The following is a 24851-nucleotide window of genomic DNA, read 5'->3' on the forward strand; positions in this document are numbered from 1 at the left end:
AAATGTCCACTTCGGGGTCAGGAAAGAATGTGGACATTTTCGCTAAGAATGTCCACATTCGTTCCTGACCCCCGGTTGGACATTTCGTCGGCGCGGGGCAAGGTGAAGATGAAGGTGGCGCCTTCGTTGGACTTGCTGCGGACCACGAGGGTGCCGCCGTGGGCCTCGGCGAGCTGGCGCGAGATGTAGAGGCCCAGGCCTAAGCCCGCGGGCATGCCTTCCATTTTGCCGCGCTCGAAGGGTTCGAAGATTTTCGGCAGCACCTCTTCGGGGATGCCGACGCCCTGGTCGATCACTTCGATGCGGGCATTCTCGCTGTCGGCATGCAGGCGTACGTCGACCGGCTTGCCGCCGCCGTAGCGCAGGGCGTTGTTGATCAGGTTGACGATTACCTGCTCCACGCGGAATTCATCCCAGCACCCGGCTACCGGCTGCACGATCGACAGTCGTAGTTCGCTCTGCATGTCGGCGGCGTGGTGCGACAGGTCGCCGACGATGCGCTGCAAGAGCGCTTCCAGGTCGACGCGTGCGGGGCGGATCGAGAGCTTGCCGGCGCGGATGCGCGATACATCGAGCATGTCGTCGATCAGGCGCACCATGGCGTGGATCTGGCGCATGTCGCGCGCCACCATGCGTTCCAGCTGCTCCGGCGCGAAGTGGTCCATGTTGCCGCGCTCGAGCTGCAGCTTGCGCATCTGCGCTTCCAGGTAGAGGGTGTTCAGCGGCGTGCGCAGTTCGTGCGCCACCATCGACATGAACTGGTCGCGCATTTCCAGCGCGCGCTGCAGCTCCTGCTGTACGGCGTTCAGTTCACGCACCGTGGCTTCGCGCTGTTCAACGATCTGCCGAACTTCCTGCTTTTGCCGGTACAGGTCGACGAAGACATTCACCTTGCTTTTCACCGCATCCGAATCCAGCGGCTTGTAGAGGAAGTCGACCGCGCCTGCTTCATAGCCTTTGAAGGCGTAGTTCAACTCCCTGCCGGCGGCGCTGACGAAGACGATGGGGATGTGGCGGGTCTTGCCGGTGCCGCGCATCAGCTCCGCCAGTTCAAAGCCGTCCATGCCGGGCATCTGCACGTCCACGATGGCGAGGGCGAATTCGTGTTCCAGCAGCAGGGCCAGCGCTTCTTCGCCGTTGCGGGCCTGGTAGATGACGCGGTCATCGGCGCGCACCAGGGCATTCAGGGCGCGCAGGTTTTCCGGCAGGTCGTCCACCAGCAGTACATTGGTCGGTTCCATCAGTGCGTCTCCAGCATCAACAACAATTGCTTGATCTGCTCAAGCGGCAGCACCAGGTCGGGAGCGCGGGCGTTGATCGCCTCCTGCGGCATGGTTGCAATTTCTGCTTCGTTCGGGTCCTGTACGACCGTCAGGCCGCCGGCCCTGCCAATGGCCGCCATGCCCGCTGCGCCGTCTTCATTGGCGCCCGTCAGCAATACGCCTGCCAGGCCGGCGCCGTAGGCGTCGGCCGCCGTCTCCATGGTGATGTCGATGGCGGGCCGGGTGAAATGCAGGGGGGCGTCGCAACTCAGCGAGAAGCTGCGGTCGTTCTCGAGCAGCAGGTGGTAACCAGCCGGTGCAAAATAGAGAGTACCTGGAATTACGTCCTCCTTGTCGCCCGCTTCGCGTACGGGTAGCGCGACCTTTTGCTGGAATACCTCCACCAGCTGGTTTTGCCTACCACTCTTTACGTGAAGCACGACGACTATCGGTAAGCGATAACCGCGCGGCAGCGCCGGCAGCATCTGCAACAACGCATTCACACCGCCGGCCGACGCGCCGATCACGACCGCCTCCGTGGTGCGGCCTTGCACAGCCAGTTCCAGCGAAGGGTCGGTTTGCATTATTTTTTCCTGAACAGGCGATCGCGCCTGGCGAGCACTTCAAACCTCGGTCCATAGGCGGAGAAGTCGATGCTCTCCTTGCTCCCCAAACCCAGGAAGCCGCGGTGGCATAGCGACTCGTGGAACAGCCCGAGCGCCCTCTCCTGCAACTTCTTGTTGAAGTAGATCATCACGTTGCGACAGCTGATGAATTGGGTTTCGGCGAACACCGAATCGGTGGCCAGGCTATGGTCGGCGAACGTGACGTTCTCGCACAGCGAGCGGTCGAACAGGGCGGCGTTGTAAGCGGCCGTGTAATAGTCGGAGAAGGCGCGCTTGCCGCCTGCCGCCTGGTAGTTGGCGGTGTAGGTGCGCATGTTCTCCAGCGGAAAAACGCCCTTCTTGGCCTTCTCCAGCGATTGCGGGTTGATGTCGGTGGCGTAGATGATGCTGCGCTCCAGCAGGCCTTCTTCCTTCAGCAGGATGGCGAGTGAGAACACTTCTTCGCCGGTGCTGCAGCCGGCCACCCAGATCTTCAGCGAGGGGTAGGTGCCCAGTACGGGCATCACGTGCTCGCGCAGGCCGATGTAGTAGGTTGGGTCGCGGAACATTTCCGTGACGGGTATCGTCAGGTATTGCAGCAGCTGGCTGAAGGCGCTGGCTTCATGCAATACACGCGACTGCAATTGCGAAACGGTGGCGCAGCCCATTTCGCTCATGGCGTGCAGCACGCGGCGTTTTTGCGAGGCGCTGGTGTAGTCGCGGAAGTCGTAGCTGTAGCGCAGGAAGATCGCTTCCATCAACATGCGCAGCTCGATTTCGACGCTGCTGATAGGCGCCCCGTCGCTCATCACACCGTGTCCATGGCTGGCATCCACACCCGCAGCAACGAGTACAGGCGGGACAGGTCGATCGGCTTGGCCAGGTAATCGTTGGCGCCGGCGGCCAGGCATTGCTCCTGGTCGTCCTTCATGGCCTTGGCGGTGATGGCAATCACCGGCATGCGGACGAAGCGCGGGTCGGCGCGCAGGCGGCGCGTGGCTTCCAGGCCGTCCATGCCGGGCATCATGATGTCCATCAGCACCAGGTCGATGTCGGGCACGGTGTCGAGCTTGTCGAGGGCTTCGTGGCCATTGCGGGCGATTTCCACCAGGGCTCCCTTTTGCTCGATGGCGCTGGTCAGGGAGAAGATGTTGCGCACGTCGTCATCCACCAGCAGGATGCGGCGGCCTTCGAACACGCGGTCGCGGCTGCGTACCGCCTTCAGCATGGTTTGCCGCTCGCTGGAGAGCTGGGACTCGACCTTGTGCAGGAACAGCGTCACTTCGTCCAGCAGGCGCTCGGGCGAACGGGCGCCCTTGATGATGATGGAGCGCGAGTATTTCGACAGCTCGGTTTCTTCGGCGCGCGTCATGTTGCGTCCAGTATAGACAATCACTGGCGGGAAGCTGGCGATTTCCTGCTGGGACATCTGTTGCAGCAGTTCGCTGCCCTGCATGTCGGGCAATTTCAGGTCCATCACCATGCAGTCGAAGACGGTAGCGCGCAGCTGTTCCAGCGCTTCGGCGCCGCTGGCGACTGCGGTAATGTCGATGTCTTCGTCTTCGATCAGCTTGACCATGCTTTCGCGCTGGCGTTCGTCGTCTTCCACCAGCAGGATGTGCTTGATCTTTTGCGTGAAGCGGCGTTCCAGGCGGTCGAAGGCGGCCAGCAGTTCCTCGCGCCCGGCGGGTTTGCGGACGTAGCCGACGGCGCCCAGGTGCAGGGCTGCCTCGCCGTTGTCGGTGCCGCTGATCACGTGCACCGGGATGTGGCGGGTCTGCGGGTTGTCCTTCAACATCTGCAGCACCGACAGGCCGGAGCGGTCGGGCAGGCGGATGTCGAGCATCACGGCCTGCGGCTGCTGCTCCTGGGCGAGTTGCAGGCCTTCTTCGGCGGTGAATGCGGCCAGGGCGCGGTAGCTGGCTTCATGCGCCAGGTCGTACAGGATGCGGGCGAAGGCGGGGTCGTCCTCGATGATCAGGACTTTGCGTTCCGGCGGGGCGGCGGCGCTGCGGTCGTCTTCGAAAGGGCGCAGTGCATTGCCGGCGCCATCGGCGGCCGGCAATGGATCGCTCGCGGGCGGCGGGTCCGCCGGCATGGCGGACGGGACGGAAAATACCGTGCTGGACGGCAGCTCGTCCTGCGGCGCGGCGACCGCCCATTGCGTCGGCAGCAGCAGGGTGAACGTGCTGCCCTGCCCTTCAACGCTGGACAGCTCGACCTCACCGCCCAGCAGCCGGGCCAGGTCGCGCGAAATCGACAGTCCCAGGCCGGTCCCGCCGAAGCGCCGGCTTGGCGTGCCATCGCCCTGCTGGAAGGCGTCGAAGATCGCACCCTGCTGCTCCGCCCGAACGCCAACGCCGGTATCAATCACTGCAAAGCGCAGCAAGCCTGCTTCGCCCGGCGACACGCGCAGGATTACCTTGCCGCGATCAGTGAATTTGACCGCATTGGACAACAGGTTCTTGAGGATCTGCTCCAGCCGCTGCCGGTCGGTATAGATCTTCTCCGGCAAGCCTGGCAAAAGATCAATGACGAACTCAAGGTGCTTTTCCTGCGCCAACGGTGCAAATACTGCCTGCAGGTTATCGATCATCAGCTGCAGCACCACATCTTCCGGCGCCAGTTCCAGCTTGCCCGCCTCCACCTTGGAGATGTCGAGGATATCGTTGATCAGCGCCAGCAGGTCATTGCCGGCGTTGTAGATGGTTTGCGCAAACCGCACCTGCTCCTCGTCCAGGTTGCCCTGCGCGTTATCGGCCAGCAGCTTGGCCAGGATCAGGGAACTGTTCAAGGGCGTGCGCAGCTCGTGCGACATATTCGCCAGGAATTGCGATTTGTATTCGCTGGCCCGTTCCAGGTCGCGCGCGCGTGCTTCCACATCGACCCGCGCTGCCGCCAGCGCGGCATTGCGCTGGTCCAGCATCTCCGCCTGGGTTGCCAGTTTTTCGTTGCTCTGCTCCAGCTCCAGCTTCTGCATTTCCAGGCTGGTCCGCGATCGCTCCAGTACGCGCGATTGCTCTTCCAGTTCCTCGTTGGCGGTGCGCAGCTCCTCCTGCTGTACCTGCATCTCCTCGTTCAGCGACTGGGTTTCCACCAGCACCTCGCCCAGGCGCTGGCGCGCGACCGTGGCCTCGATCGCCATGCCGATATTCGCCGCTACCAGTTCGAGGAAGTCCAGCTCACGCCGCCCCGCTTCGCGCATGAAGCCCAGCTCCACCACGCCGTTCACGCGGCCATCGCTGTGCACCGGCACCAGCACCAGTTGATGGGGCATGCCATCGCCCAGCGAGGAGGTCACCTTGATGTACCCTTCCGGCAGTTGTCCCAGGTGCACCGCGCGCCGGCTGCGCGCCGCCTGCCCCACCAATCCTTCGCCGGGCAGCAGTTGGCGCCCCCTCGCTTCGTCTTCCTGGCTGAAGCCATACGCCGCCGTGCGTTCCAGCGAGCCGTCCGGCTTCACCACATAGAACGAGGCGACCGCCACATCCAGGTAGCGCGCCATGAACTGCAGCAGCGTTGACGACAGCAGCGGCAGCGTCATCTGCCCGATGCCCTGCTCGGCCAACTGGCTCTGGCCTTCGCGCAGCCAGGCCTGGTGCTGCAGCTGGTAGGCATGCGTGTGCTGCTCCTGCAATGCGTCGCGGTACACCGCCGACAGCCGCAGCAGATCGCGCCGCCCGAGCCAGGCCAGCAGGCAGCTGACCGTCAGGCTCACTGCCAGGAAGATCGCCACCGTCCAGAAGCCCACCACGCGTACCGCTTCACCGCGCGTGGCCCTCTGGCGCTCCTCGTGCTCTATGAAGGCCCGGAATTGTTCTCGCAACTCGTCGAACGGTATCTTTCCCATTCCGGCGCGCACCATGCCGAGGTAATCGCCCTGCTGGCGGCGGGCGGCGATCATCTGCTCCGCGGCGCGCAGCCATGCCTGGTGCTGGGCGCGGATGTGCTTCAGGCGTTCCACCTGCGTCGAGTCATCCGACACGATATTGGACAGGAAATCGGTCGCCGCTTCAAAGCGCGGCCGGGCCGCGACGTAGGGCGTGAGGAATGCGTCATCCCCGGTCAGCAGGTAGCCGCGCATGCCGCTTTCCATATCGACCGCCAGTTTGCGCAATTCCTGCGCATTGCCGATCGCGCGTTCGGTGGATTCCACTGCGCTCCAGGTACTCATCAGGTAGGCGAACAGCACGACGAAAATGCCGGCAGCAACAATCCCGCCAAGCAGCGGGATCTTCACGTTGCGGTTAAGGATGCGGCGAAAACCCTGGTCGTCGATGGTCGAACTTCTTTGCATTGAATTGGTCGGACAGGCATCGGGAATATCCCAGTGTACCCCTACGGCGGAGCTTGCGCGGCAATCGTGCGCGGGGGCTATAATTGCTTTCAAACCAATCACTCCCTATCGCCCAATGCGCAAGATCCTGATTGTAGTGCCGCTGTTTTTGCTGGCTGGCTGCGTTAATGATTCCGCAACCTTCTATGCGGACGGCACGCGCGAACACACGCTGACCGTGCGGCGGCAGCAGGAGTTTTTCTGGAAGGAAGATGCGCAGTACACGCTGATGGCGGCGCGCCTGCCGGAATGCCAGCGTGCGATTTCCTTGGGCGAGATGCCGCTGGAAGGGTTGGAGTTCGAACTGTTCGCCAGTGGCGATAACGTCTGGAGCCTGCGCGCCGGGAAGTATGTGTGGCAGGTGGAGACACAGGGCTGCACCCTGGTCGCCGAAGGCGGCAATACCGCCGCCACCGGCACCAGGCTCGGGACCTACACAGCGGAGAGCAAGAAGTCGAAGATGCGCTTCGATGCGGAGGCCACCCCGGCCCCTGCGGCGCCTCCGCCGCAATAGGCATCAGCCGATATCCACCACCACCTTGCCGCCTCCCGCCGCGGCATGCGCCTGGTTCACTTCTGCGAGCGCGAAGCGTCCAGGATTCAGCTGCACTTTCAGCTTGCCGGCATCGACCAGCCGCGCCGCTTCGCGCAGGATGGCGCCGTGTGCAGCCCGGCCTTTGCCGGACAACAGCGGCAGCAAGGTAAAGACGCCCGAATAAGTTGCCGCCCGGAACGATAAGGGCGCCAGGGCATGCGTCCCCCAGCCAAGGCTGCTCACCACGTGCCCGCCATACTGGCGCGCGGCGCGGAACGATGCGTCCAGCACTTCGCCGCCTACCGTGTCATACACGATATCGAATTCTTCCCCTTCCGCCTGCTCGATGAAGCGGGCGCCCATGGCTTCGATCAGTTCACGCTGGGCAGGCCGCCCGGTGGCCGATACGACCGCCCCGTGCGCCAGCGCCAGCTGCACGGCCATGCGGCCAACGCCGCCGGCGCCGCCCTGCACCAGCACTGAATCGCCGGCCTTCACGCGAGCGCGGTCCACCAGACCTTCCCAGGCGGTGATGAAGACCAGGGGCAGCGCCGCTGCCTCGCGCAGGCTGATGCTGCGCGGCGCCAGCGCCAGCAGGCTGGCATCGACCGCAGCATATTCCGCCAACGAACCCTGCACGCCGCCGACGCCGCCCGTCATGCCAAAGACCGCGTCGCCTGGCGCAAAGCCGCTCACGTCCGGCCCGACTGCTTCCACCGCGCCCGCCATATCAATGCCCAGCACTGCCGGCAGCGGCATGCGCGCATGCCCGGCCTGGCCTGCGGCGATCTTCAGGTCGAGCGGGTTGACGCCGCTGGCGTGGATGCGCACCAGCACCTGCCCCGCCGCCGGTGAGGGCTTGGCAATCTCGCCGAGGATCAATGGCTTGCCGGCGGCTTCGAGAATCATGGCTTTCATTTCAAGGACTCCTGTGGGTTTCAATGCATGCCAGTGTAGGCAGTGCAAGCCGCGGGAAAAATGGGGCCCGGCTGAAAACGGGATCCACGAATTGTGGATAATGGCAGCATGGATAAACTCGATGCCCTGCGCGTCTTCTGCGCAGTCGTGGAAACGGGAGGTTTTTCGCGCGCGGCGGAAAAGCTGGTCATCTCCACGTCCTCGGTCACGGCCCAGGTGAACGCGCTGGAATCGCACTTCCACGTCAAGCTGATGAACCGCACCACGCGCAGCATGTCGCTGACCGGCGAGGGGCGCGAATGCTATGAACAGGCCCAGCGCCTGCTGGCCGGCATGCAGGAACTGGAGGCCAACCTGCAGCAGGCAACGCGGGAGCCGCGCGGCACCTTGCGCGTCAATATGCCTGGCCTGGTATCGCGCCTGTATATTGCGCCGGCCCTGCCGCGCTTCGTTGAGCGCTATCCGGCCATCACCCTGCAGGCCAGCGCCAGCGACCGCATGGTGGACCTGGTGGAAGAGGCTTACGACGTGGTGCTGCGGCTGGGGGATATCGGCGATGCGCGCCTGGTGGCGCGGCCCTTGCTGCGGACGCGCTTCACCTGCTGCGCGTCGCCCGGCTTCGTGGCGCGCCATGGCAGGCCTGGCGCACCCGAAGAGCTGGTGCGCTTCGATTGCCTGCACTTCATCCTGCCCCGTGCGGGCCGCCTGCGCGAATGGCAATTCGCGGATGGCGCGGTGTTCACTCCGCCGTCGCGCGTCGCGTTCGACCATGTGGATTCGCTGGTCGAAGCCTGCAAGTCCGGCGCCGGCATCGGCCAGTTCCTGTCGCTGTCGGTGGAGCAGGAATTGCGCAGTGGCGCGCTGGTGCCATTGCTTGCTGAGTACCAGGCACCGGGACCCACGCTGACCGCCCTGTACCAGCAGCGGCACCAGCGCGCGGCCAAGGTGCAGGCGTTCATCGACTTCCTGGGCGAGGTCTTCGCCTAGGCTGCCTTCTCACTGTCGAGGTGCGACAGCTGGTAATCGTTGTAGCGGCCACCGGCTGCTGCGCCTTGCGGCACGATCAGCTCCAGCGCTTCCAGGTCGGACTGCAACAGCACCGCATCGAGCGCGCCCAGCGCTTCCTGCAGGCGGCTGCGGGTGCGGGCGCCGACCAGCGGCACGATATCCGTGCCTTGCGCCATCACCCATGCAATCGCCAGCTGCGCCACGCTGATGCCTTTGGCTTGCGCCACCGCCCGCATGCGCTCGACCAGCTCCAGGTTGTGCTTCAGGTTCTCGCCCTGGAACCGCGGGCTGTGCAGGCCGCGATAATCCTGCTCGCCTTCGCGCTGCGTCGTCCAGTGGCCGCTGATCAGGCCGCGCGACAGCACGCCATAGGCGGTGATGCCGACGCCCAGTTCGCGCGCGGTCTGCAGCAAGCCGTTTTCGATACCGCGCGAAATCATCGAGTACTCGATCTGTACGTCGGTGATCGGGTGCACGGCATGGGCGCGGCGCAAGGTTTCGGCATTCACTTCAGACAGGCCGATATGGCGCACATGGCCCTTGCGCACCTGCTCCGCGATGGCGCCGACGGTTTCCTCGATAGGCGTGGCAGGATCCAGGCGCGACGGGCGGTAAATGTCGATGTAGCCGGTACCCAGGCGGCGCAGCGAATAGGCCAGGAAGTTGGCCACGGCCTGCGGGCGCGCGTCGTAGCCGATAAAACCGCCATCCGGATCGCGCAGGGCGCCGAACTTCACGCTGATTTGCACCTGTTCGCGGTTGCGGCCCTGCAGCGCTTCGCCCAGCAGCATTTCATTGTGGCCCATGCCGTAGAAATCGCCGGTGTCGAGCAGGGTGACGCCGGCGTCCAGCGCGGCGCGGATGGTGGCAAGGCTTTCGGCGCGGTCGGCCGGGCCGTACAGGTCGGACATGCCCATCAGGCCCAGGCCGAGCTGGGAGGTTTGCGGGCCGGTGCTGCCAAGTTTGCGGGTTTCCATGTGTGATCTCCAGGTGGGGTTTCGATAGGGACCATTGTGCTATTATCGATTCCAACAATAAATGCGGCGTTTGCTACATCTTTATTCGGGAACGCATAATAATGGACCAGTTGAAAGCCATGCAGGTCTTCCTGGCGGTGGCCGACAGCAAAAGCTTCACCCAGGCCGCTGAACAGCTCGACCTGCCCCGCCCTACCGTCACCAATGCCGTGCAGTCCATCGAGCAGCAGCTCGGCGTGCGGCTGCTCCAGCGCACCACGCGCAAGGTCAGCCTGACTGTTGAAGGCCAGCTTTACGTCGAGCGCTGCCGTGCCCTGCTCAATGAGCTGGAAGACATCAATGCCCTGTTCCTGTCCGACGGCCGCAAACCGTCCGGCACGATCCGGGTCGACCTGCCGGAACGCATTGCGCGCCTGAGCGTTATTCCCGCGCTGCCGGATTTCTTCACGCGCTACCCGGACATCAAGATTCGCGTGGGGGCCAACGACCGCATGGCGGACCTGGTGGGGGAAGGGATTGATTGTGCGGTGCGGGCGGGGGTGCTGCGGGATTCAACGCTGGTGGCCAAGCCGCTGGGGGCGATGGTGCAGGTGAATGTGGCCTCGCCGTCCTACCTGGCGGCGCATGGCACGCCTGTCACCCTGGAAGATTTGCGCGAGCATTGGGCGGTCAACTACTTCTCCAGCCAGACGGGGCGCGACCTGCCCTGGGAATATGTGGCGGATGGGGAGGTGAAGACGCTGTCGGTGCGCAGCAAGGTGTCGGTGGGGAGTTCGGAGGCTTACCTGGGGGCCTGCCTGGCGGGGATCGGGTTGGCGCAGATTCCGCTGCCGGGGATTGAGGCGTTGCTCGAGCGAGGGGAGTTGGTGGAGGTGCTGCCGCAGTGGCGGCCGGCGCCGATGCCGGTGTCGATTATTTATTCGCATAACCGGCACTTGTCGCCGCGCGTGCGTGTGTTCGTGGATTGGCTGGGGGAGGTGTTGAGGCTGGGCCCAAAACCCGGTCAATCTGGGTCTGACCCTGGTTTACCGGTTTAGATGCCCGCCCGCAGCACGTCACCCAACGCCAAGCCCGCCGGCAACTTCGCCACCAGCTTCTGCGCCTGCGTCAGATTGCGCTGCTTGAACCCATCCGGCGCATTCACAAAATCCTGCGCCAGCCCTGCCGCCGCAGCCTCGATCCGCGCGCCATCACCCGGCGTGGTATCGATCAGCGCCGACAGGTAAGTCGCGCCCCACTGGATGCGGGTCGAAGGACCCACCGCCGAGCACCAGGCCTTCTCATACCAATCCAGCATTGCCGGAAGATCCGCCCGGCGCTTGGCCGCGGACGCGAGGCTCAGCTTGAAATAGTACGGCGCATGCGACTCCGTCAGCGTCGCCTGCAGCAAAGCTTCAGCTTCCGCATGCAGCCCCGCATCGTTCAGCGCACTGGCCGCCGTGTTGACCAGCGTATGCCGGCCATGCTTGTCATCCACCAGTGCCAGCGCATGCTGCACGCGCGTACGCACAAGCTGCGGCAAGCCTTCCGCCGCATAACCCATGCGCGACATGCGCACCTGCAAACGCACCGCAGTCAGACGATCCGGCGCCGACAGCCACATGTCCTCAGCCCACGCATGCGCGGCGTTCGCCATGGCGGTCGCCAGTTCAGCATGACGCGCCGGCGCGGCACGTACCAGCTGGTGGCCGCTATTGCCGAAGATGTCCATATTGGCGCGCGCTACACGCGCATCGCCCAGCACCTTCAACAGGAATTCAGGCGACGCGGCATCCACCACACGGCCAGCCTGCGCCACCATCGCATGCAGGCGCAGGCGCGTGGCGGCATCCTCCACCTGGCGCGCAGCGGCCGGCGCTTCGCCGGTTACCGCAGCAGCAGCCAGTTGCGACAGGGTGGTCAAGGTCACGCCCAGGTCGCGGCCGTGCAGCAGCACGCCTTCATCGGTATCCCAGGAATAGTTCGACAGCAACGTCCATTCAGACGGCGACAGGGCACGCGTGCCGTCCAGCGCCGCGGCCATCGACTCGCCCGCCGAATTGCCGGCAAAGCGCGCCGCCATCAGGGCTTCGCCAAACAGTTCGCCATCGAGTTCGCACGGCAGGCGGGTGATCTCGCTGCCATCCGGACGGTACATCACCATGGTCGGATAGCTGCGCAGCTTCAGGCGCGCGGCCATCGCCTGCGCGTTCGGGCTGTCGCCATCGAGTTGCATCGCCACCATGGTTTGCAGCTTGGCCGGGAATTCTTCGCGGCCGAAGATTTCATACTTGACCCGGTTGCACGGGGGGCACCACGCGGCGCCCCAGTACAGGAACAGCGGACGGCCGGCAGCCTGGGCCCCCTCCAGTGCGGCATCAAAACCGCCTTCGAACCACTCGATGGTGTCAGCCATGGATCAGGACTCGCGAGCCAGTGCCAGGAATTCGGTACGCATTGCCAGGTTAGGCTGCAGTTCGCCCAGCATGGCGGAGGTCACGGTTTCTTCACCGGCGGTGCGGATGCCGCGCGATTCCATGCACAGGTGGCGGCACTTGACCACCACGCCTACCGCCTTCGGCTCCAGCACGGTCATCAGCGCTTCGGCGATCTGCATGGTCATGCGTTCCTGCACCTGCAGGCGCTTGGAGAACACGTCCACCAGGCGGGTCAGCTTGGACAGGCCGACAATCTTGCCATTTGGTACATACCCCACGGTGGCCTTGCCGAAGAACGGCGCCAGGTGGTGCTCGCAATGGCTGTACACCGGGATGTTCTTCACGACGATCAGTTCGTTGTACTGCTCGGCGCCATCTTCGAAAGCCTTCAGCACTTCCGCCGGATCCTGGCCGTAGCCGGAGACCCAGTGTTTCCACGCCTTGTGGACACGGTGCGGGGTTTCGATCAGGCCTGGACGATTCGGGTCTTCGCCCAGGTGCTCCAGCAGGCGGCGCCAATCGTCTTCGGTGAATACTTCTTTAGTCATGATTGCAAGGACCGTGAAATGTGGAATCTAATCCACCAGTATACAGCGTTCAGGGTCGGTTCGCTGCCAGCAGCTCGCTGGCGATGGAAACCGTATGCGTCAGCACCGGCCACTCATCTTCCGGGCCGAACCAGCGCGCGTCGCTGATTTCATTGGGGTCGGTGACGATCTCGCCGTCCAGGTATTCGGCGGTGAAGGCAATCATCAGCGAATGCGGGAAGGGCCAGGACTGGCTGCCGAAGTATTTCAGGTTGTGCACGCGCAGCCCGACTTCTTCGAATACTTCGCGATGCACCGCCTCCTCCACCGATTCGCCGGCCTCGAGGAATCCAGCCAGCGCGGTATAGCGCTTGTACGGCGAATTGGCATGCGCGGCCAGCAGGCGCTGCTTGCCCTTTTTGATCAACACCATCATCGCAGGCGAGATGCGCGGATAAGCGAGATGGCTGCAGGCGGTGCAGCGCATGGCACGCTCGCCGGGCGCCAGCAGCATCGGCGAACCGCAGGCGCCGCAGAAACGGTGGGTGCGCGCCCATTCGGCGATCTGGAAGGCGCGACCTGCAACGCCCAGCAATCCGTCATCGACTGTGCCGAACAGGGTGCGCAGGCCGACGTAAGAGTGGCCGGGCAACGGCGGCGTGTCATGCGGCGCTTGCGCGACCTGCCAGTAGCGCCCTTCCCAGGTACCCAGCGGCATGGCTCCGGCCAGTTCCAGTCCGGCTGCCACCAGTTCCGCATGCGGCGGCAGGGCCAGGCTTTCCTCCCGCAGCAGCAGCCGGTCTTTGTGGAAGACCAGCGTCTGGATATCGGCGGCGTTGAGGGATTGGATCAGGGGCTGGAAACCGGCAGGGGTCTGTAGCATGGCAATTAATATAGTCCTGGCAACAGGCCGATGATACTTGAACTTCTAGCGCGGCGAGCGAATGGCTTCGATGACCTGCGACGCGGTCAACTTTTTGCCGATCTTGTGGCCGGCCTGCTTGAATTCACGCAAGGCGCGGTCGACCTCGGCCTCGCTCGGCTTCACCGGCGCCAGCGATTTCGCCAGCAGCGGCAGGATTTCCTTGCGCATGAAGCGCGGCCCGGCTGCGATGAGCTGCCAGATGAGCAGGGCGAAGCCCAGCGCCATGCCAAGCAGGAAGCCCGGCGGGCCATATTCCGATGAAATGGCGGCGCCAATGGCAGGAACGATGAAGCACAGGCCGATGCCGCCGGCGATTGCCAGCGCCACACCGCCGTCCATATGCGTGGTCGCGAAGTGCTTTTCCACTTTGGGCGACAGCAGGTTAATCGGTGAGAAAATCAGCCCGAGGCGCTCTTCCGCCGACAACAGGTGCGGCGCGGCCTGCATGCGCACTTCAAGTGCCAGGCGCTGCTCCAGGGCGGCATCCAGGCCAGGGTAAGTTTCCCGCTTCAGGGATTCCAGTGAACCGGAGCTCTTCGATACGCCGGCATAGGCATTCAGGTCGGCGTCGCTGAATGCACCGCAACTGGTGCAGGTGCGCTGGTGCCCGACCAGTTTTCCTTCGCCAAAGCTGATGTAATAAACATGGCCTACCGAGCCGAGACGGGTCATGCGGAAAGCGCGCGGCACCCTGCAAACGCCGCAGAAATCCGCGACATACCCCAATGCACGGCGCGTAATCTTGCGCCCCCAAACAATGAACATGATTTTTCCCAGTGGAAATAAATATCAAATCATGAATTGTCGTGTATTTTCTGTCAATTACAACCGCAGCTTAACTACTTCCTTTGTTGCATATACAGCACCCACGGCAGGACAAGCACGACGGCCAGCCAGGGGAAGCGGGCGATGATGTGGGCGAAGGCGATGACCAGCACGCTGAGTACGGCAATCGCGATGGCCAGCCCGATGTGGCGCGTCCACTTGCGCTCCGCCGGCGGCGGCATTTCGGCAACGGGCGGCAGGCTTAATGGCGCGGGCGGGGCCGCAGCCGGCACTTGATCCAGCGGCGTCGGCGCGCCGTGCAAACGTTCTTCCTTATGCGACTCGACGCTTCCATGATCGATATTGGCGGCGCGCAGCAGGACTTCGCCTATCCAGCTATCGAGCCGCTCGCCCCAGTGCTGCATGGCCGCGGCGCCCGTCTCGTCCAGGTGCTGGAAATGGCTGTTGTCATTCTTCGGGTTCATGTCGTTCGCAAATTGCCCCTGCCGCCGGTCCAGCGTCGCCAGCACCCGGTGTGCCAGCGAATCGGCGCCGGTGGCAACGAACAGCGGCATCTTCGACCATGGCGCGCTCTCCCTGGCCTCGACGCAGAAAGGCGCTGCCGGCACCCCGTCCGAAGGAACCGGGGTATCAAGATCGGCGGCGATTGCCTTGGCCAGCTTTTTCCAGTCCGTATTCGGCACATCGAGCCCGCCTGGCCGCTCGGCCACAAACAGGTAGCAATCGACGTTGCCCGCGCAGCCTCCTGCCTCCCACGCGCCCCGCTCCGTGCCGACCGCCCAAAGCTGGTAGCGGTCGGGGTAGTGGACCGCTACCACCTGCGTGCATCGGGCCAGGGTCTGAGGCACCTCGATGCCCACAAGCTCTACCGGATGCAGCGACAGCCCAGTGGCCCCGGCTTGCGCCAGGACGTCCAGCCAGCGGGTGAAGTCGTCGGCCAGCAAGGCATTCCCCGCACGGTCCCTGAACTGCAGCCGCGCGCCGAAGAAGATGCCGTGCCGGTACCAGTCCTCGAGCGCAAGCTTCTTGCGCAGGAACCTGCTGCCGTAGCTCACCAGGGCTACCTGCCGCTGGATCAGCTCGAAATCGTAGCTCATTTGGTCCAGTACATTTGATGCAGGTCGCGCTGGATCTCGCTCACCAGTACCGGAGGCAAGGTACGCCACTGCGCTCCACCCAGCCCGCAGCGCGTAATCGTATGAATCGCCGTCGGGTCGGCACGGTCACCGACAAACCACTCCCCTTCCAGGGTGATGAAGACCGTCTTCCCGCCGTCCAGCGTCTTGACGAACGAATCGATGCAGCCGCCGTCCCCAACCTCGCGCTGCCAGCCGCGGTTCTCAAGACCCAGCAGGGCGCCTGTGCTCACTCTGCGGTCCTGCCACTCAGGCAGGGTGCTGCCATCGAGCGCCGCTTCGTCGAGGCGGTAGGTGGCTCGGCCCAGCTGTTCGAACGGTTGCAGGACTTCGTAGTCGGCAAACAGCTGCGCAAACGCCTGCGCATCGGCATCCGCCAGTTCCAGGCGGTGCGGGATGCCGAGCTTTGCATCGAGCGGCAGTTGCAAGGCATTGTCGCTGGCGTCGGCATAGCTCAGGTCTTCCGCAACACGGAACAGGGTGAGCAGCTTGCCGCTCGCGTCGTAGCTGCCCCACACCAGGCGCAGGACCAGGTGGCGCAGCAGCGGATGCCGCACCAGCAGGGTTTCGAATTCCTCCGCCGACCAGCGGCGCTGCCCGCACATGGCGTCTTCCAGCCGATTGACCTGGGCCCTGGCGACGTTCTTGGCCTGCTTCTTGAGGTCCTTGTAGCGCTGCGAGGCAGCCTTGGCAATCGCTTCATCATCCTTGCTGTTTGGCTTGGGCAGGTCCTTGATCCGCTTGCCGTCGCTGTCGCATACATACGGCAGCAAGTGCTCGTCGAAGCGCACGATGAAGGAACGCGGGCCGAAATCCAGCGCCAGGCGGCCATTCTGGTCCAGGCCCAGGTCCGGCACCGTGCGGTCAGCCAGTTGCTCCATGCTGAGGCCACGCTGCTCAGCGAGGTCCTCCATCATTCCCACCGCACGCTCACGCAAATCGTTGTAGCGCGTTTGCTCGCTCAACTGGTGCAGGTACATCAAGGCGACATCGGAGCCGATCTGCACCAGCATTTCCATCGCATCGTAGGCGCGCACGCGGACCAGTGCCGCGCGCCACTGCTTCAACGCGACATTCAACTGGCGCGCGGTTTCATCGTTGCCGATGACACCCTGCATCCAGAAGATCCAGCGCTCCTTGGGCGGGGTATCGTTGTCGCGCCACCATTCGAACAGGGCCTGCCCGAATTTGGCGAGCGATTCCGGCGTCAGCGCTTCCTGCAGCGCGAGCAGGCCGCTGAACGGAGCGTCCTGCTTGCACAGCGCCATGATGGTCAGGACATCCGGCACGGAGCCGATCGGCAGCGCCTTGCCGTTCGATTTCAGGTACAGGCGCGGCAGGCCGGGCACATGCACGCTTTTTGGCGGCGCCGGGAGCTTTTCAGGCAACAATTCGCGCTGCGGTTCGGACAGCATGATGCGCAAGGCCTCTTCCGCGGCGCTCCCGTAGCGTGCCGCCTGCTCCGCCACGGCTGCCACCTGGCCGTTGGCAGCCAGGTGGCGCACGGCATTCTGCGCGATAAACCGCTCGGCGGGATCTTCCCCGAATGCTGCTGGAAGCAAACCGCGTGCGGCAGCGGCCGGGTAAGCGAGCAGCCAGTCGCCGGCTTCCTGCTTGACCCAACGGTTAGCGTAGAAGCCCCTGGCGACGTACATCGCAAGTGCATCCCAGTCGAAGCAAGCAGCCAGCAGCATCGACTGAATGGATGCCGTGGGATAGAGATGCATGAAGCGCGGCAGGCTTGCGGCGCCGAACCAGGCAAACTTGTCCGGCATTCGATACCCCCTGCGCAAGCCCTCAGCCGGAATATTATTGAAGACCGAGAGAGCCAGATTCGGGGGCAGGAAACGCAAGAACGAGACGCAATCCCAGTACCTGCCGGAACGCACTGCGAAATCATCTTCGTGCACCGATTCAGAGGCGATCGCGCGTTCGATCGCGCCGGCATCCAGTCCCATGGCCCATAACGACTTCCGTGCCAGGTCCCACGAGCTGGCGTGCGCAGGCATATCGGACGCGATTTCCGAACGTTTCAGTACCGCTTCCGAGTATGCGAGATCCGATAGATCCGGTCCGTCCACCTTCAGGGTTTCGTAGCCTTTCCACCTCGACCAATCGATACCTGGAACATCATGGATTGCTTGCAGGGACAGCGATGGAACACGGGAAGGCTCGCGGTTCGCCCAGGGCAGTTCGCGCAGCACCGGCGGAAACTCCGCCGGCTCAGCTTCTTCCGCCGCGTCGGCAACTTCAAGCAGACGCACCAGCGTATTCGATTGCGCCTCGCTGGCGTGCTCCCGCAGCAGCGGCAAGCAGCCAGGATCCTGGTTCAGGATTTCCTGGATCAGCAAGGCAGCGGGCTGCTTCCTTGCCGGATTCACGTCCAGCAGCTTGCGCAGGACGAAGACGGGCCATTTCTTTGCCAGCTTCAGGACAAGCGGCCGGAACTCGGCGCTGCGGTGCCGTTCGACTACCGCGTCGACAGCCTGCTCACTATGAATATTCAGCAGCGCCGTCTGCACCGCTGGCGGGCTATAGCGCTTCGATGCGATCCAGTCGACGAACAGCGGCAATGCATCAACGCCGTACACCTGCAGCAGGCGGAAGGCGGAGGGCACCCAGTTGTCCTTCCCCAGCAAAGCCTTGTGCGCCGCATGATGTTCTTCAAAGCCGGCGCCGGGCAGGAACAAGCCTGGATCTTCTACAAAAAGATCAAGCCATTCCTGCATGCCTTTGGTCCAGTGGACTTTACCGTCCGGTGCGGCCAGCAATGGGTCCGCTTTTGCTTGTCTTGCCATGAAATCTCCGTGGTCTCAAGCCGAACGTGCGACTTCGGCGAGTAATAGGTATAACGTTGCCAGCTTGCCGGGCAAGGGCTGCTTTTCCGGCGCCTGCATCAGGGTGACGGCCTCGCGCAGCAGCCCGGCTGCCGCGGCAAGGCCGTTGCGCTCGAGGGCGGCCGCAAGTTCCGCAGCTTCCTGCAGGGCGCCAGCGGCCTGGTGACGCAAACCCTGCCGCATCCAGCGGGCAAGCAGCGCGTGGCCCTGGTTGACCAGCTCCACCAGCGCTGGCGGCTCATGCAACAACATGGCAGGCGCCAGGCCGCGCGACGCCGCCGTTTCCACGTCCGGCACCACGGCACGCTGTTCGGTCAGGATGGCAAACGGTTCGATGACCACCAGTCCAGCTTCCAGCGTGACCGTCCCCGATACCGCAGTCGGCGCGCCGGATTCTCCGGACAATGCACTGGCCAGCGCATCGATGGCATGCGGCGCAGCCGGATTGTGGTGCTTTCGCAGCAGCAGGCGCTCGCCGGCCTCGCCGACTTCGAGCCAGGCGGATAGCGTCTGGCGCGCCGCATTCCATTCCCATTCGCCGACCCGCGCCACAGGCACGATGTGCATGTGCTCAATCGCCTGCAGCGGCCGTGCGAAATCCGGAACGGCGTTCAGCAGGTAGTCGCGCAGCCCAACGGCGGAGGCCTGCCGCAACGGCGCCATCAGGTCATCCCACGCCCGGGGCGACAAGGGGAGGACGTTGGTCTGCCGCGCTCCAGCGGCGATCTCCAGGGCGCCATTGGCACGACGCCGGGCGCCGTTGGTGACAACCTGGCTGGCGGCCAGCCTTTCCACCGGCTGGCCGGCAATCCTGCGCGACTTGATGGCCATGCCAGGCTCCCCGGCCTTCGGCTTTGGCCAGCTGCGATCGATCACCGTCACCGCAAGGGTATCGGGGTCGGCAAATACCAGCAGCGCGCCCTCCGCCTCGTCATCCGCCCAGAGCTGGGCGCCGAGGGATACCAGCCGCAAGTGGTCCAACGCAACTTCGCCCTTGACCCCGATGCCGAGCAGCTGGCTGGCCGGCACTTCCGGCAGCTCTCCTGCGGCAGCCTGGCCGTCCACCAGCACTGCTGCCGCCAGGCGCGCATGCAGGCCTGCCAGCGCCGACAACAGCATCTTCGGGTCGAAGCGGCTTGAGCGCGCATGCTGCGCCAGCATCAGGTCCTTCATGCCATGCAGCGATTCGCCAATCCAGCACCATCCCAGTCGGGCCGCCAGGGCGAAGACTTCCTCGAAGCGCGCCTCCAGTGCCAGCATCGGCTGGCTGGAGCCATCGAGCCAGACCTGCAGCGCAAGGGCGTGCGTGCGCTCGAGCAGCGTTGCCGCTGCTTGCGTATCAAACAGGCGCGCTGCCGCCGGGGCGCCGCCTGCCTGCGCATTGGCCAGGGTAACGCTGGCTTCGGCAAAGCCCGGCGACTTCTTCTCCGCCTGCTCGAATGCCCATACTGCCAGGACGACGTGCGCGCAACCGCTGCCCTCCTTGCAATCGCACCTGGCGTGCGTCAGGCTGCTGCGCGAGAAGAAGCGCACATTGCACATCGGCAGGCGCGCGCCTGGAACGGGCGCTGCTTCCTGCCACGCTATCAGCTTGACCACCGGCTGCGCCGCCGCCAGCTTCATGGCTTGCGCCAGGGTCGAAGCAGGAATGGTTTCGGCCATCGTCGCAGCGAAATGCGACGGCGACCATGGGCCGGAATCGTCGGCCGGTTCGCTTTCCGGATGCGCCTGGGCCTGCGCCTGGTACGCCAGGACCAGCGTCACGCGGTGGCGGCATAAGCCGCTGGCCGGGCAAGTGCAGCTGGCGTCGCGCAGTGTACTGTTCGGCGCAAGCACCGTGCTGTGACCGTCGGCGTAGGTGGCGCGGATGGCGCCATCTTCCCCTTCCTCGATGGCGGGCAGGTTGCCTTCGGCGACATCCTTCTGCGCGCGCTTTACAAAGCCCGCGTTGGCCAGGGCAATCAGCGCTTCGGGCGTCAGTTCCAGCAGGTCGGTTCTGCGAGCGTTCATGAGCGCACCTTTTCCGCCAGCCAGGCCGCCAGCTGTCCGGGCGTCATTGCGCCCACGTGCGCACCTTCGCGCACCAGCCGCGCCGCCATGTCCTTGTCGTAGCAGGGATCGGCGCTCGAATCCAGCGCGGCCAGTCCCAGCACCGTCACGCCGGACTGCACCAGCGCCTTGACCCGGCGTACCAGTTCATGCTGCGATCCGCCTTCGAAGAAGTCGCTGACCAGCACCACCACGGTACGCTGCGGGTTTTCCACCAGCGATTGCGCATAGCCGACCGCCTTGGCGATGTCGGTACCGCCGCCCAGCTGCACCTTCATCAGCAGTTCGACCGGGTCGGACACGTCCGAGGTCAGGTCGACCACTTCCGTATCGAAGGCGACCAGGCGGGTACGCATGCCCGGCAGGTTCCAAAGGCAGGATGCCATCACAGCGGAATGGATCACCGAATCGACCATCGAGCCGCTCTGGTCGATCAGCAGGCAGATGTCCCAGCGCTCCGTGTGGCGCCGCACGCGGCTCATGAAGATCGGCGTTTCCAGGAACAGCTTTCCGCGCTCCGGGTCCCATCGGTGCAGGTTGCCTTGCACCGTGCGTTTGAAGTCGAAGTTGCGCGCCACCTTCATCATGGACCGTCGGCGCCTGTCGCGCGCACCGGAAAACGCTTGCCGCACCTCGGTTGCCATCTTCTCGATGATCTGGCGCACGACTTCGGCCACCAGCCGGCGTGCGGCAGCCAGCACTTCGGGATTCATCAGGTGCTTGGTGTGCAGCACCGCGCGCAGCAGCGATTCCGATGGCTCGATGCGTTCCAGCACCTCGAGGTTGGTCACCACCTCGTCGATGCCGTACAGTTCCACCGCATCGCTTTCGAGACGCTCGATCACTTCTTTCGGGAACAGTTCATGGATCGTGTTGATCCAGTCCGGCGTGGACAGCTGCGATGGTCCCAGTCCTGCGTTACGTTCGCCGCGCGCGGCGATGTCGGTATCGCGCCCGTACAGCCAGTCCAGCGCCATGTCCGCCGAGCGCGCCTCGCCGGACAAGCTGCCCAAGGCAGGCGCCGCTGCTTCGCCGAGCAGCAGGCGCCAGCGCGTCAGCGAATCGGGAATTTTCAAACTCATGACACCAATCCCCATGAAGCAAGTTTGCGCAGCGCGGCCTGTTCCAGCAGCGCGGCTTTAGCCAGGTCTTCCGCATCGGCACCGGCGAAGTGCGCGGTCAGCGCCCGCCGCGGCAGATGCCCCGCGTTATGCTGGGCCAGCACAGCCTCCGCCAGCGAGCCGCGTTCCTGCGGCGGCAGCCAGCCGAAGGCGTTGCGCATGGCCGGCAAGGCAAGCACGAAATCGAGGTCGTCCAGCGACTTCACCAATGCATCGAGAGCGGCGACGAAATGGGCGTCATGCACCAGTTCATCGCGCGCCAGGGCCAGCATGCCGGCTAGCGCATCGCCAACCAGTCCCGGTGGAATTTCGCCGAGCAGGGCCAGCGCCTGCAAGGTGGCTTCGCCTGTGGCAGCGGAACCTCCTGCATTCAGGCTGACCAGTCCCCCCAGCGCTGCGCCGCGGCTGACCGGAGCGGAGCGCTGGTCAGCAAGCTTGCGCCGCCATACAGCCAGCGCACGTTCGGGCTCGATCTGCAAAGGCAGCGCCGCGTCGCCAGCCAGCGCATCGCGGGCCACCTGGCGCAAGGCGAGGAAGCCCTGGATATGCAGCCTGTGGTCCACCGCAGGAACCATGCCCATCGCTTCCAGCAGCCACAACGCACGGTCGAAGGCGGCGGCGATGACGGTGCGCAGGATCGGTGCACCCGCCATGTCGAGCGACTGGCCGTGCAGCAGCAGGGAATGCAGTACCGGCAGCGCCGTGCCGAAGGATTCAAAGTGTGGCTCGCCGCCGACCGCCATTTCCAGTTCGGCCAGGATGCCGTCGCTCATGCTGGCCAGGCCGGCAAAGGCGGCCTTGTTCAGGACTTCAGCCAGTTGCGCGAAACGGCTTTCGCCGTTGGCACGGCCCGCTGCCCGCATGCGCTCTTCCAGCTTCATGCGCGCTGCATCTTCCAGCGTGGCGCCATATGCCGCGGCCTCGATCAGCGCCGCGCGCTGCTCCAGCGGTGTCCGCAACGCCCATTCTTCGCGCCGCTCGCCGGACATTGCCAGGCCAGGGCCCGAGCGCCGGTCGATGCCGGGGATGTCCAGCAGCAGCAGGCGATGCAGCACGCGGCTCTTCTCGCGGTCGGCGGGCGCGAACAAATCGAGCACCATATCGCACGGCAGCTTGATGCCGCGCGCTTCCAGTTCCGCCTCGACCGCCAGCACCAGCGGCGGCTGCGGCGTACCGGGCGCCAGCTTGCCCGCCACATCGCCTGCCAGTACGTCCATGATCTCGACCAGGATCGGGTCGGTACCGAAGCGCAGCGGCCCGCGATAGGTCCACGGCAGCGGAGCATCCAGCGCATCCTTGACCAGCGATCCTGCCAGCGCATCGAGCCAGTCGCAGCGTGCCGGCGGGGCATGGCCGCGCAGGCGCGCCAGCGCATCGGCGCGCGTGTGGGCGGCAATCAGGTCGGCGGTCGATGCCGCCAGCTTCTTGTTGCGCAGGCGCTGCGTCACGCGCTGCAGCAGCGCGGGTCCCACGCCCTGCATGCCCTCTTCCCATGCCAGCTGGTAGAAGAACGGGGACGGCATACCCGATGCGTAGCCGGTGAAGGAATCGAGCCGCTTGAAGGTGTATGGCACCAGGTAGGAGCCGAAGCGCACTTCCCCGGCAGCATTGTCCGGCGCCGGCAGTCCGGGCGGGTGCGCACCGTCCTCGCTGCGCCAGGCGCGCTGCAGTGCGGGCGCATGGTAGCCGCCGCACACCACCAGTACCGGGCCTTCCTTGCGCGCCATTGCCCAGGCGATCCATCTCGCCATCATGCGTTCGCGCGACTGGTTGCCGATCGAGCCCGCATCATTGGCACGCAGGTGCTCGAAATGGGCGGACAGGCTTTGCTCCAGCTGCTCGAGGGAATCCTGTTGTTCAAACAGCGTATCCCACAGGGCGTCCCGGCTGTCCACCGCCATCTTGCGGCGCAGCGCATCTTCGTAGGTGGCGGCGCGTTCAGCCTCCGCCTCGTCGCCCACGTCGGCATAGCGATTGAGCACATCGGCAAAAGCATCGTCCCATGCCGGCAGGTCGATGAAGCGCACCTGCGCACCCGTCTCACTCCCGACGGACAGCGCCTGCCATTCCGGCGAATGCTCGGCAAATGGCGACCAGGATGCGCGATGCCCTGCTTCCGACGAAAGGAAGCTGTAGATCGCCAGCGGCAGCTTGTGCGGCAAGGCCATCTGCCCAAGCTTGTCGTTGAAGTCAGCCGGCCCTTCGATCAGCACATGGGCCGGCTGCAGGCTGCGGATCTTGTGCGCCACCAACCGCGCGCAGGCGGGGCTGTGATGGCGAACGCCGATGATGACTGGCTCTGTCACGGCAAACGATGCCTTGCTTCGAAATAGGCTTGCCAGTGGGGCCCGTTCCTGCGCGCGACCTTTTGCTCGAAGTAGCGGCGCAGCTTGGCGCGGTCGTCGGCATTGTCTTTGACCACGGTGCCGGCGATGCAGTCGACCAGGTCGGCCGGGCTGCCGTCGCGCTGCTCGAGGAACCAGGCGCGCACGCCGACGGCATGGGCGACGTTGACTGCTTCCGCCGTCGACATGACAGCAGTCAGGCGGTCCATCGCGGCGTCGCCGCTGTGCGCCTGCGAGGCGCCGCGCAAGTCGCGGAAGGTGGTCACCAGCAGTTCCAGCACCGGTACCGGCAGGCTGCGCGGAATCGCGCTCTTTTCCAGCAGGCGCGCCGAAGCCTCTTTCACCAGCGCCAGCTCATGGTCGAAGTCGAGGATAGGGAACACGGTTTCGAAGTCGAAGCGGCGCTTGAGCGCCGCGCTCATTTCATTCACGCCGCGGTCGCGCGTGTTGGCGGTGGCAATGATGTTGAAGCCGTCGCGTGCGTACAGCATGCCGTCCTCGCCCGCCAGTTCCGGCACGCTCATGACGCGGTCCGACAGCATGCCAAGCAGGCAGTCCTGCACTTCCAGCGGCGCGCGCGTGATCTCTTCGAAACGCACGATCTGGCCGTCGCGCATGCCCTGGTACAGCGGTGCCGGCACCAGTGCGCGCGGACTTGGGCCTTCGTTGATCAGCAACGCGTAGTTCCACGAATACTTGATCTGGTCTTCCGTGATCGAAGCGCCGCCCTGGATGGTCAGGGTCGACTTGCCGCAGATGGCGGTAGCCAGCAGCTCGGACAGCAGCGACTTCGCCGTGCCCGGCTCGCCCACCAGCATCAGGCCGCGGCCCGTCGCCAGCGTCACCAGCATGCGTTCGATCGACGCCGCAGGCGCCACGATCTTGCGCTCGATTTTCAACTCGTCGTCGCCCAGGATGAATTTGCGCGCGGCGGTCAGGCTCAGCGCCCAGCCCGGCGGACGCGGGCCGGTATCATTGTCGCGCAGGCGTTGCAGCTCCTGCGCATGGAGGATCTCCGCCGGTGGGCGCTGCAAAGTCGGTGCTTCTTTGGTTGTACTTTTCTTCAT

At 64.7% G+C, this 24851-nt stretch carries 19 protein-coding genes; 3 read left to right on the forward strand and 16 right to left on the reverse strand.

Translation table 11 applies throughout. From position 1 onward, the window contains the following. Positions 1-17 precede the first annotated feature (17 nt). From ASE26_RS12700 to ASE26_RS12715, 4 genes are read right to left on the reverse strand one after another with little or no spacing between them, the layout of a single operon-like run. Positions 18-1241: a hybrid sensor histidine kinase/response regulator gene (locus tag ASE26_RS12700; RefSeq protein ID WP_055938718.1), complete on the reverse strand. Its 1224-nt coding sequence runs from the start codon at positions 1239-1241 to the stop codon at positions 18-20. Next, the gene (locus ASE26_RS12705) at positions 1241-1846 is read right to left on the reverse strand and encodes a chemotaxis protein CheB (protein ID WP_055938721.1); all 606 of its coding nucleotides are present in this window, start codon (positions 1844-1846) and stop codon (positions 1241-1243) included. The genes ASE26_RS12700 and ASE26_RS12705 overlap by 1 nt, the downstream gene beginning before the upstream one ends. Continuing rightward, positions 1846-2676, reverse strand: coding sequence for a protein-glutamate O-methyltransferase CheR (locus tag ASE26_RS12710; protein WP_055938724.1), 831 nt, complete (start codon positions 2674-2676; stop codon positions 1846-1848). Before ASE26_RS12710 ends, ASE26_RS12705 begins: the two co-directional genes overlap by 1 nt. After that, on the reverse strand, positions 2676-6164 hold the full coding sequence (locus tag ASE26_RS12715) for a response regulator (RefSeq protein ID WP_057246356.1): 3489 nt from the start codon (positions 6162-6164) through the stop codon (positions 2676-2678). The genes ASE26_RS12710 and ASE26_RS12715 overlap by 1 nt, the downstream gene beginning before the upstream one ends. Before the next feature lie 115 nt (positions 6165-6279). Between ASE26_RS12715 and ASE26_RS12720 the strand changes: the two genes are divergently transcribed. Beyond that, positions 6280-6717, forward strand: a complete 438-nt coding sequence (locus ASE26_RS12720; RefSeq protein ID WP_055938730.1) for a hypothetical protein — start codon at positions 6280-6282, stop codon at positions 6715-6717. A gap of 3 nt (positions 6718-6720) precedes the next feature. Here ASE26_RS12720 and ASE26_RS12725 read toward each other — a convergent pair whose 3' ends face one another. Beyond that, positions 6721-7656 carry a zinc-dependent alcohol dehydrogenase family protein gene (locus ASE26_RS12725; protein WP_055938732.1) on the reverse strand — a complete coding sequence of 312 codons (936 nt, stop codon included), beginning with the start codon at positions 7654-7656 and terminating at the stop codon, positions 6721-6723. 108 nt (positions 7657-7764) lie between these two features. Between ASE26_RS12725 and ASE26_RS12730 the strand changes: the two genes are divergently transcribed. Next, complete coding sequence (locus tag ASE26_RS12730) at positions 7765-8643, forward strand: LysR family transcriptional regulator (RefSeq protein WP_055938735.1); 879 nt, start codon at positions 7765-7767, stop codon at positions 8641-8643. On the opposite strand, the gene ASE26_RS12735 is transcribed toward ASE26_RS12730, so the two are convergent. After that, positions 8640-9641 (reverse strand): aldo/keto reductase, encoded by a 1002-nt coding sequence (locus ASE26_RS12735; protein ID WP_055938737.1) that lies wholly within the window; start codon positions 9639-9641, stop codon positions 8640-8642. The two genes, ASE26_RS12730 and ASE26_RS12735, sit on opposite strands and share 4 nt — an antisense overlap. A 101-nt stretch (positions 9642-9742) precedes the next feature. Here ASE26_RS12735 and ASE26_RS12740 point away from each other — a divergent pair, with 101 nt between their 5' ends. Next, positions 9743-10678, forward strand: coding sequence for a LysR family transcriptional regulator (locus ASE26_RS12740; protein WP_055938739.1), 936 nt, complete (start codon positions 9743-9745; stop codon positions 10676-10678). Here the strand turns inward: ASE26_RS12740 and ASE26_RS12745 are convergent. From ASE26_RS12745 to ASE26_RS12790, 10 genes are all read right to left on the reverse strand, one after another. Continuing rightward, entirely contained in the window at positions 10675-12036 is a 1362-nt protein-coding gene (locus ASE26_RS12745) for a thioredoxin family protein (protein ID WP_055938742.1), read from the reverse strand. The genes ASE26_RS12740 and ASE26_RS12745 overlap by 4 nt on opposite strands. A 3-nt stretch (positions 12037-12039) precedes the next feature. Further along, complete coding sequence (gene folE / locus ASE26_RS12750; RefSeq protein WP_028102807.1) at positions 12040-12606, reverse strand: GTP cyclohydrolase I FolE; 567 nt, start codon at positions 12604-12606, stop codon at positions 12040-12042. Between the two features lie 49 nt (positions 12607-12655). After that, positions 12656-13468, reverse strand: coding sequence for an NAD(+) diphosphatase (nudC, locus tag ASE26_RS12755; protein ID WP_055938745.1), 813 nt, complete (start codon positions 13466-13468; stop codon positions 12656-12658). Between the two features lie 45 nt (positions 13469-13513). Continuing rightward, positions 13514-14275, reverse strand: coding sequence for a hypothetical protein (locus tag ASE26_RS12760; protein WP_055938748.1), 762 nt, complete (start codon positions 14273-14275; stop codon positions 13514-13516). 74 nt (positions 14276-14349) lie between these two features. Next, entirely contained in the window at positions 14350-15393 is a 1044-nt protein-coding gene (locus ASE26_RS12765) for a hypothetical protein (RefSeq protein WP_057246357.1), read from the reverse strand. Beyond that, positions 15390-18230 carry a DUF4132 domain-containing protein gene (locus tag ASE26_RS12770; protein WP_156409933.1) on the reverse strand — a complete coding sequence of 947 codons (2841 nt, stop codon included), beginning with the start codon at positions 18228-18230 and terminating at the stop codon, positions 15390-15392. Before ASE26_RS12770 ends, ASE26_RS12765 begins: the two co-directional genes overlap by 4 nt. 15 nt (positions 18231-18245) lie before the next feature. Continuing rightward, the gene (locus tag ASE26_RS12775) at positions 18246-20279 is read right to left on the reverse strand and encodes an SWIM zinc finger family protein (protein WP_057246359.1); all 2034 of its coding nucleotides are present in this window, start codon (positions 20277-20279) and stop codon (positions 18246-18248) included. Further along, positions 20276-21400 carry a VWA domain-containing protein gene (locus ASE26_RS12780; protein WP_055938756.1) on the reverse strand — a complete coding sequence of 375 codons (1125 nt, stop codon included), beginning with the start codon at positions 21398-21400 and terminating at the stop codon, positions 20276-20278. Before ASE26_RS12780 ends, ASE26_RS12775 begins: the two co-directional genes overlap by 4 nt. Beyond that, entirely contained in the window at positions 21397-23745 is a 2349-nt protein-coding gene (locus ASE26_RS12785) for a DUF5682 family protein (protein WP_057246360.1), read from the reverse strand. Before ASE26_RS12785 ends, ASE26_RS12780 begins: the two co-directional genes overlap by 4 nt. Beyond that, positions 23742-24851, reverse strand: coding sequence for an AAA family ATPase (locus ASE26_RS12790; protein WP_055938762.1), 1110 nt, complete (start codon positions 24849-24851; stop codon positions 23742-23744). The genes ASE26_RS12785 and ASE26_RS12790 overlap by 4 nt, the downstream gene beginning before the upstream one ends.

This window comes from Duganella sp. Root198D2 (genome assembly GCF_001428585.1).
Classification (GTDB): Bacteria; Pseudomonadota; Gammaproteobacteria; order Burkholderiales; family Burkholderiaceae_D; genus Rugamonas.

Bases quoted from the DNA above. Each gene is read 5' to 3' on its own strand.
- ASE26_RS12745 (WP_055938742.1), bottom strand. From the start codon at position 12,036: ATGGCTGACACCATCGAGTGGTTCGAAGGCGGTTTTGATGCCGCACTG.
- ASE26_RS12725 (WP_055938732.1), bottom strand. From the start codon at position 7,656: ATGAAAGCCATGATTCTCGAAGCCGCCGGCAAGCCATTGATCCTCGGC.
- ASE26_RS12705 (WP_055938721.1), bottom strand. From the start codon at position 1,846: ATGCAAACCGACCCTTCGCTGGAACTGGCTGTGCAAGGCCGCACCACG.
- folE (WP_028102807.1), bottom strand. From the start codon at position 12,606: ATGACTAAAGAAGTATTCACCGAAGACGATTGGCGCCGCCTGCTGGAG.
- ASE26_RS12770 (WP_156409933.1), bottom strand. From the start codon at position 18,230: ATGGCAAGACAAGCAAAAGCGGACCCATTGCTGGCCGCACCGGACGGT.
- ASE26_RS12765 (WP_057246357.1), bottom strand. From the start codon at position 15,393: ATGAGCTACGATTTCGAGCTGATCCAGCGGCAGGTAGCCCTGGTGAGC.
- ASE26_RS12730 (WP_055938735.1), top strand. From the start codon at position 7,765: ATGGATAAACTCGATGCCCTGCGCGTCTTCTGCGCAGTCGTGGAAACG.
- ASE26_RS12735 (WP_055938737.1), bottom strand. From the start codon at position 9,641: ATGGAAACCCGCAAACTTGGCAGCACCGGCCCGCAAACCTCCCAGCTC.
- ASE26_RS12780 (WP_055938756.1), bottom strand. From the start codon at position 21,400: ATGAGTTTGAAAATTCCCGATTCGCTGACGCGCTGGCGCCTGCTGCTC.
- nudC (WP_055938745.1), bottom strand. From the start codon at position 13,468: ATGCTACAGACCCCTGCCGGTTTCCAGCCCCTGATCCAATCCCTCAAC.
- ASE26_RS12720 (WP_055938730.1), top strand. From the start codon at position 6,280: ATGCGCAAGATCCTGATTGTAGTGCCGCTGTTTTTGCTGGCTGGCTGC.
- ASE26_RS12790 (WP_055938762.1), bottom strand. From the start codon at position 24,851: ATGAAGAAAAGTACAACCAAAGAAGCACCGACTTTGCAGCGCCCACCG.
- ASE26_RS12715 (WP_057246356.1), bottom strand. From the start codon at position 6,164: ATGCAAAGAAGTTCGACCATCGACGACCAGGGTTTTCGCCGCATCCTT.
- ASE26_RS12740 (WP_055938739.1), top strand. From the start codon at position 9,743: ATGGACCAGTTGAAAGCCATGCAGGTCTTCCTGGCGGTGGCCGACAGC.
- ASE26_RS12760 (WP_055938748.1), bottom strand. From the start codon at position 14,275: ATGTTCATTGTTTGGGGGCGCAAGATTACGCGCCGTGCATTGGGGTAT.
- ASE26_RS12700 (WP_055938718.1), bottom strand. From the start codon at position 1,241: ATGGAACCGACCAATGTACTGCTGGTGGACGACCTGCCGGAAAACCTG.
- ASE26_RS12775 (WP_057246359.1), bottom strand. From the start codon at position 20,279: ATGAACGCTCGCAGAACCGACCTGCTGGAACTGACGCCCGAAGCGCTG.
- ASE26_RS12710 (WP_055938724.1), bottom strand. From the start codon at position 2,676: ATGAGCGACGGGGCGCCTATCAGCAGCGTCGAAATCGAGCTGCGCATG.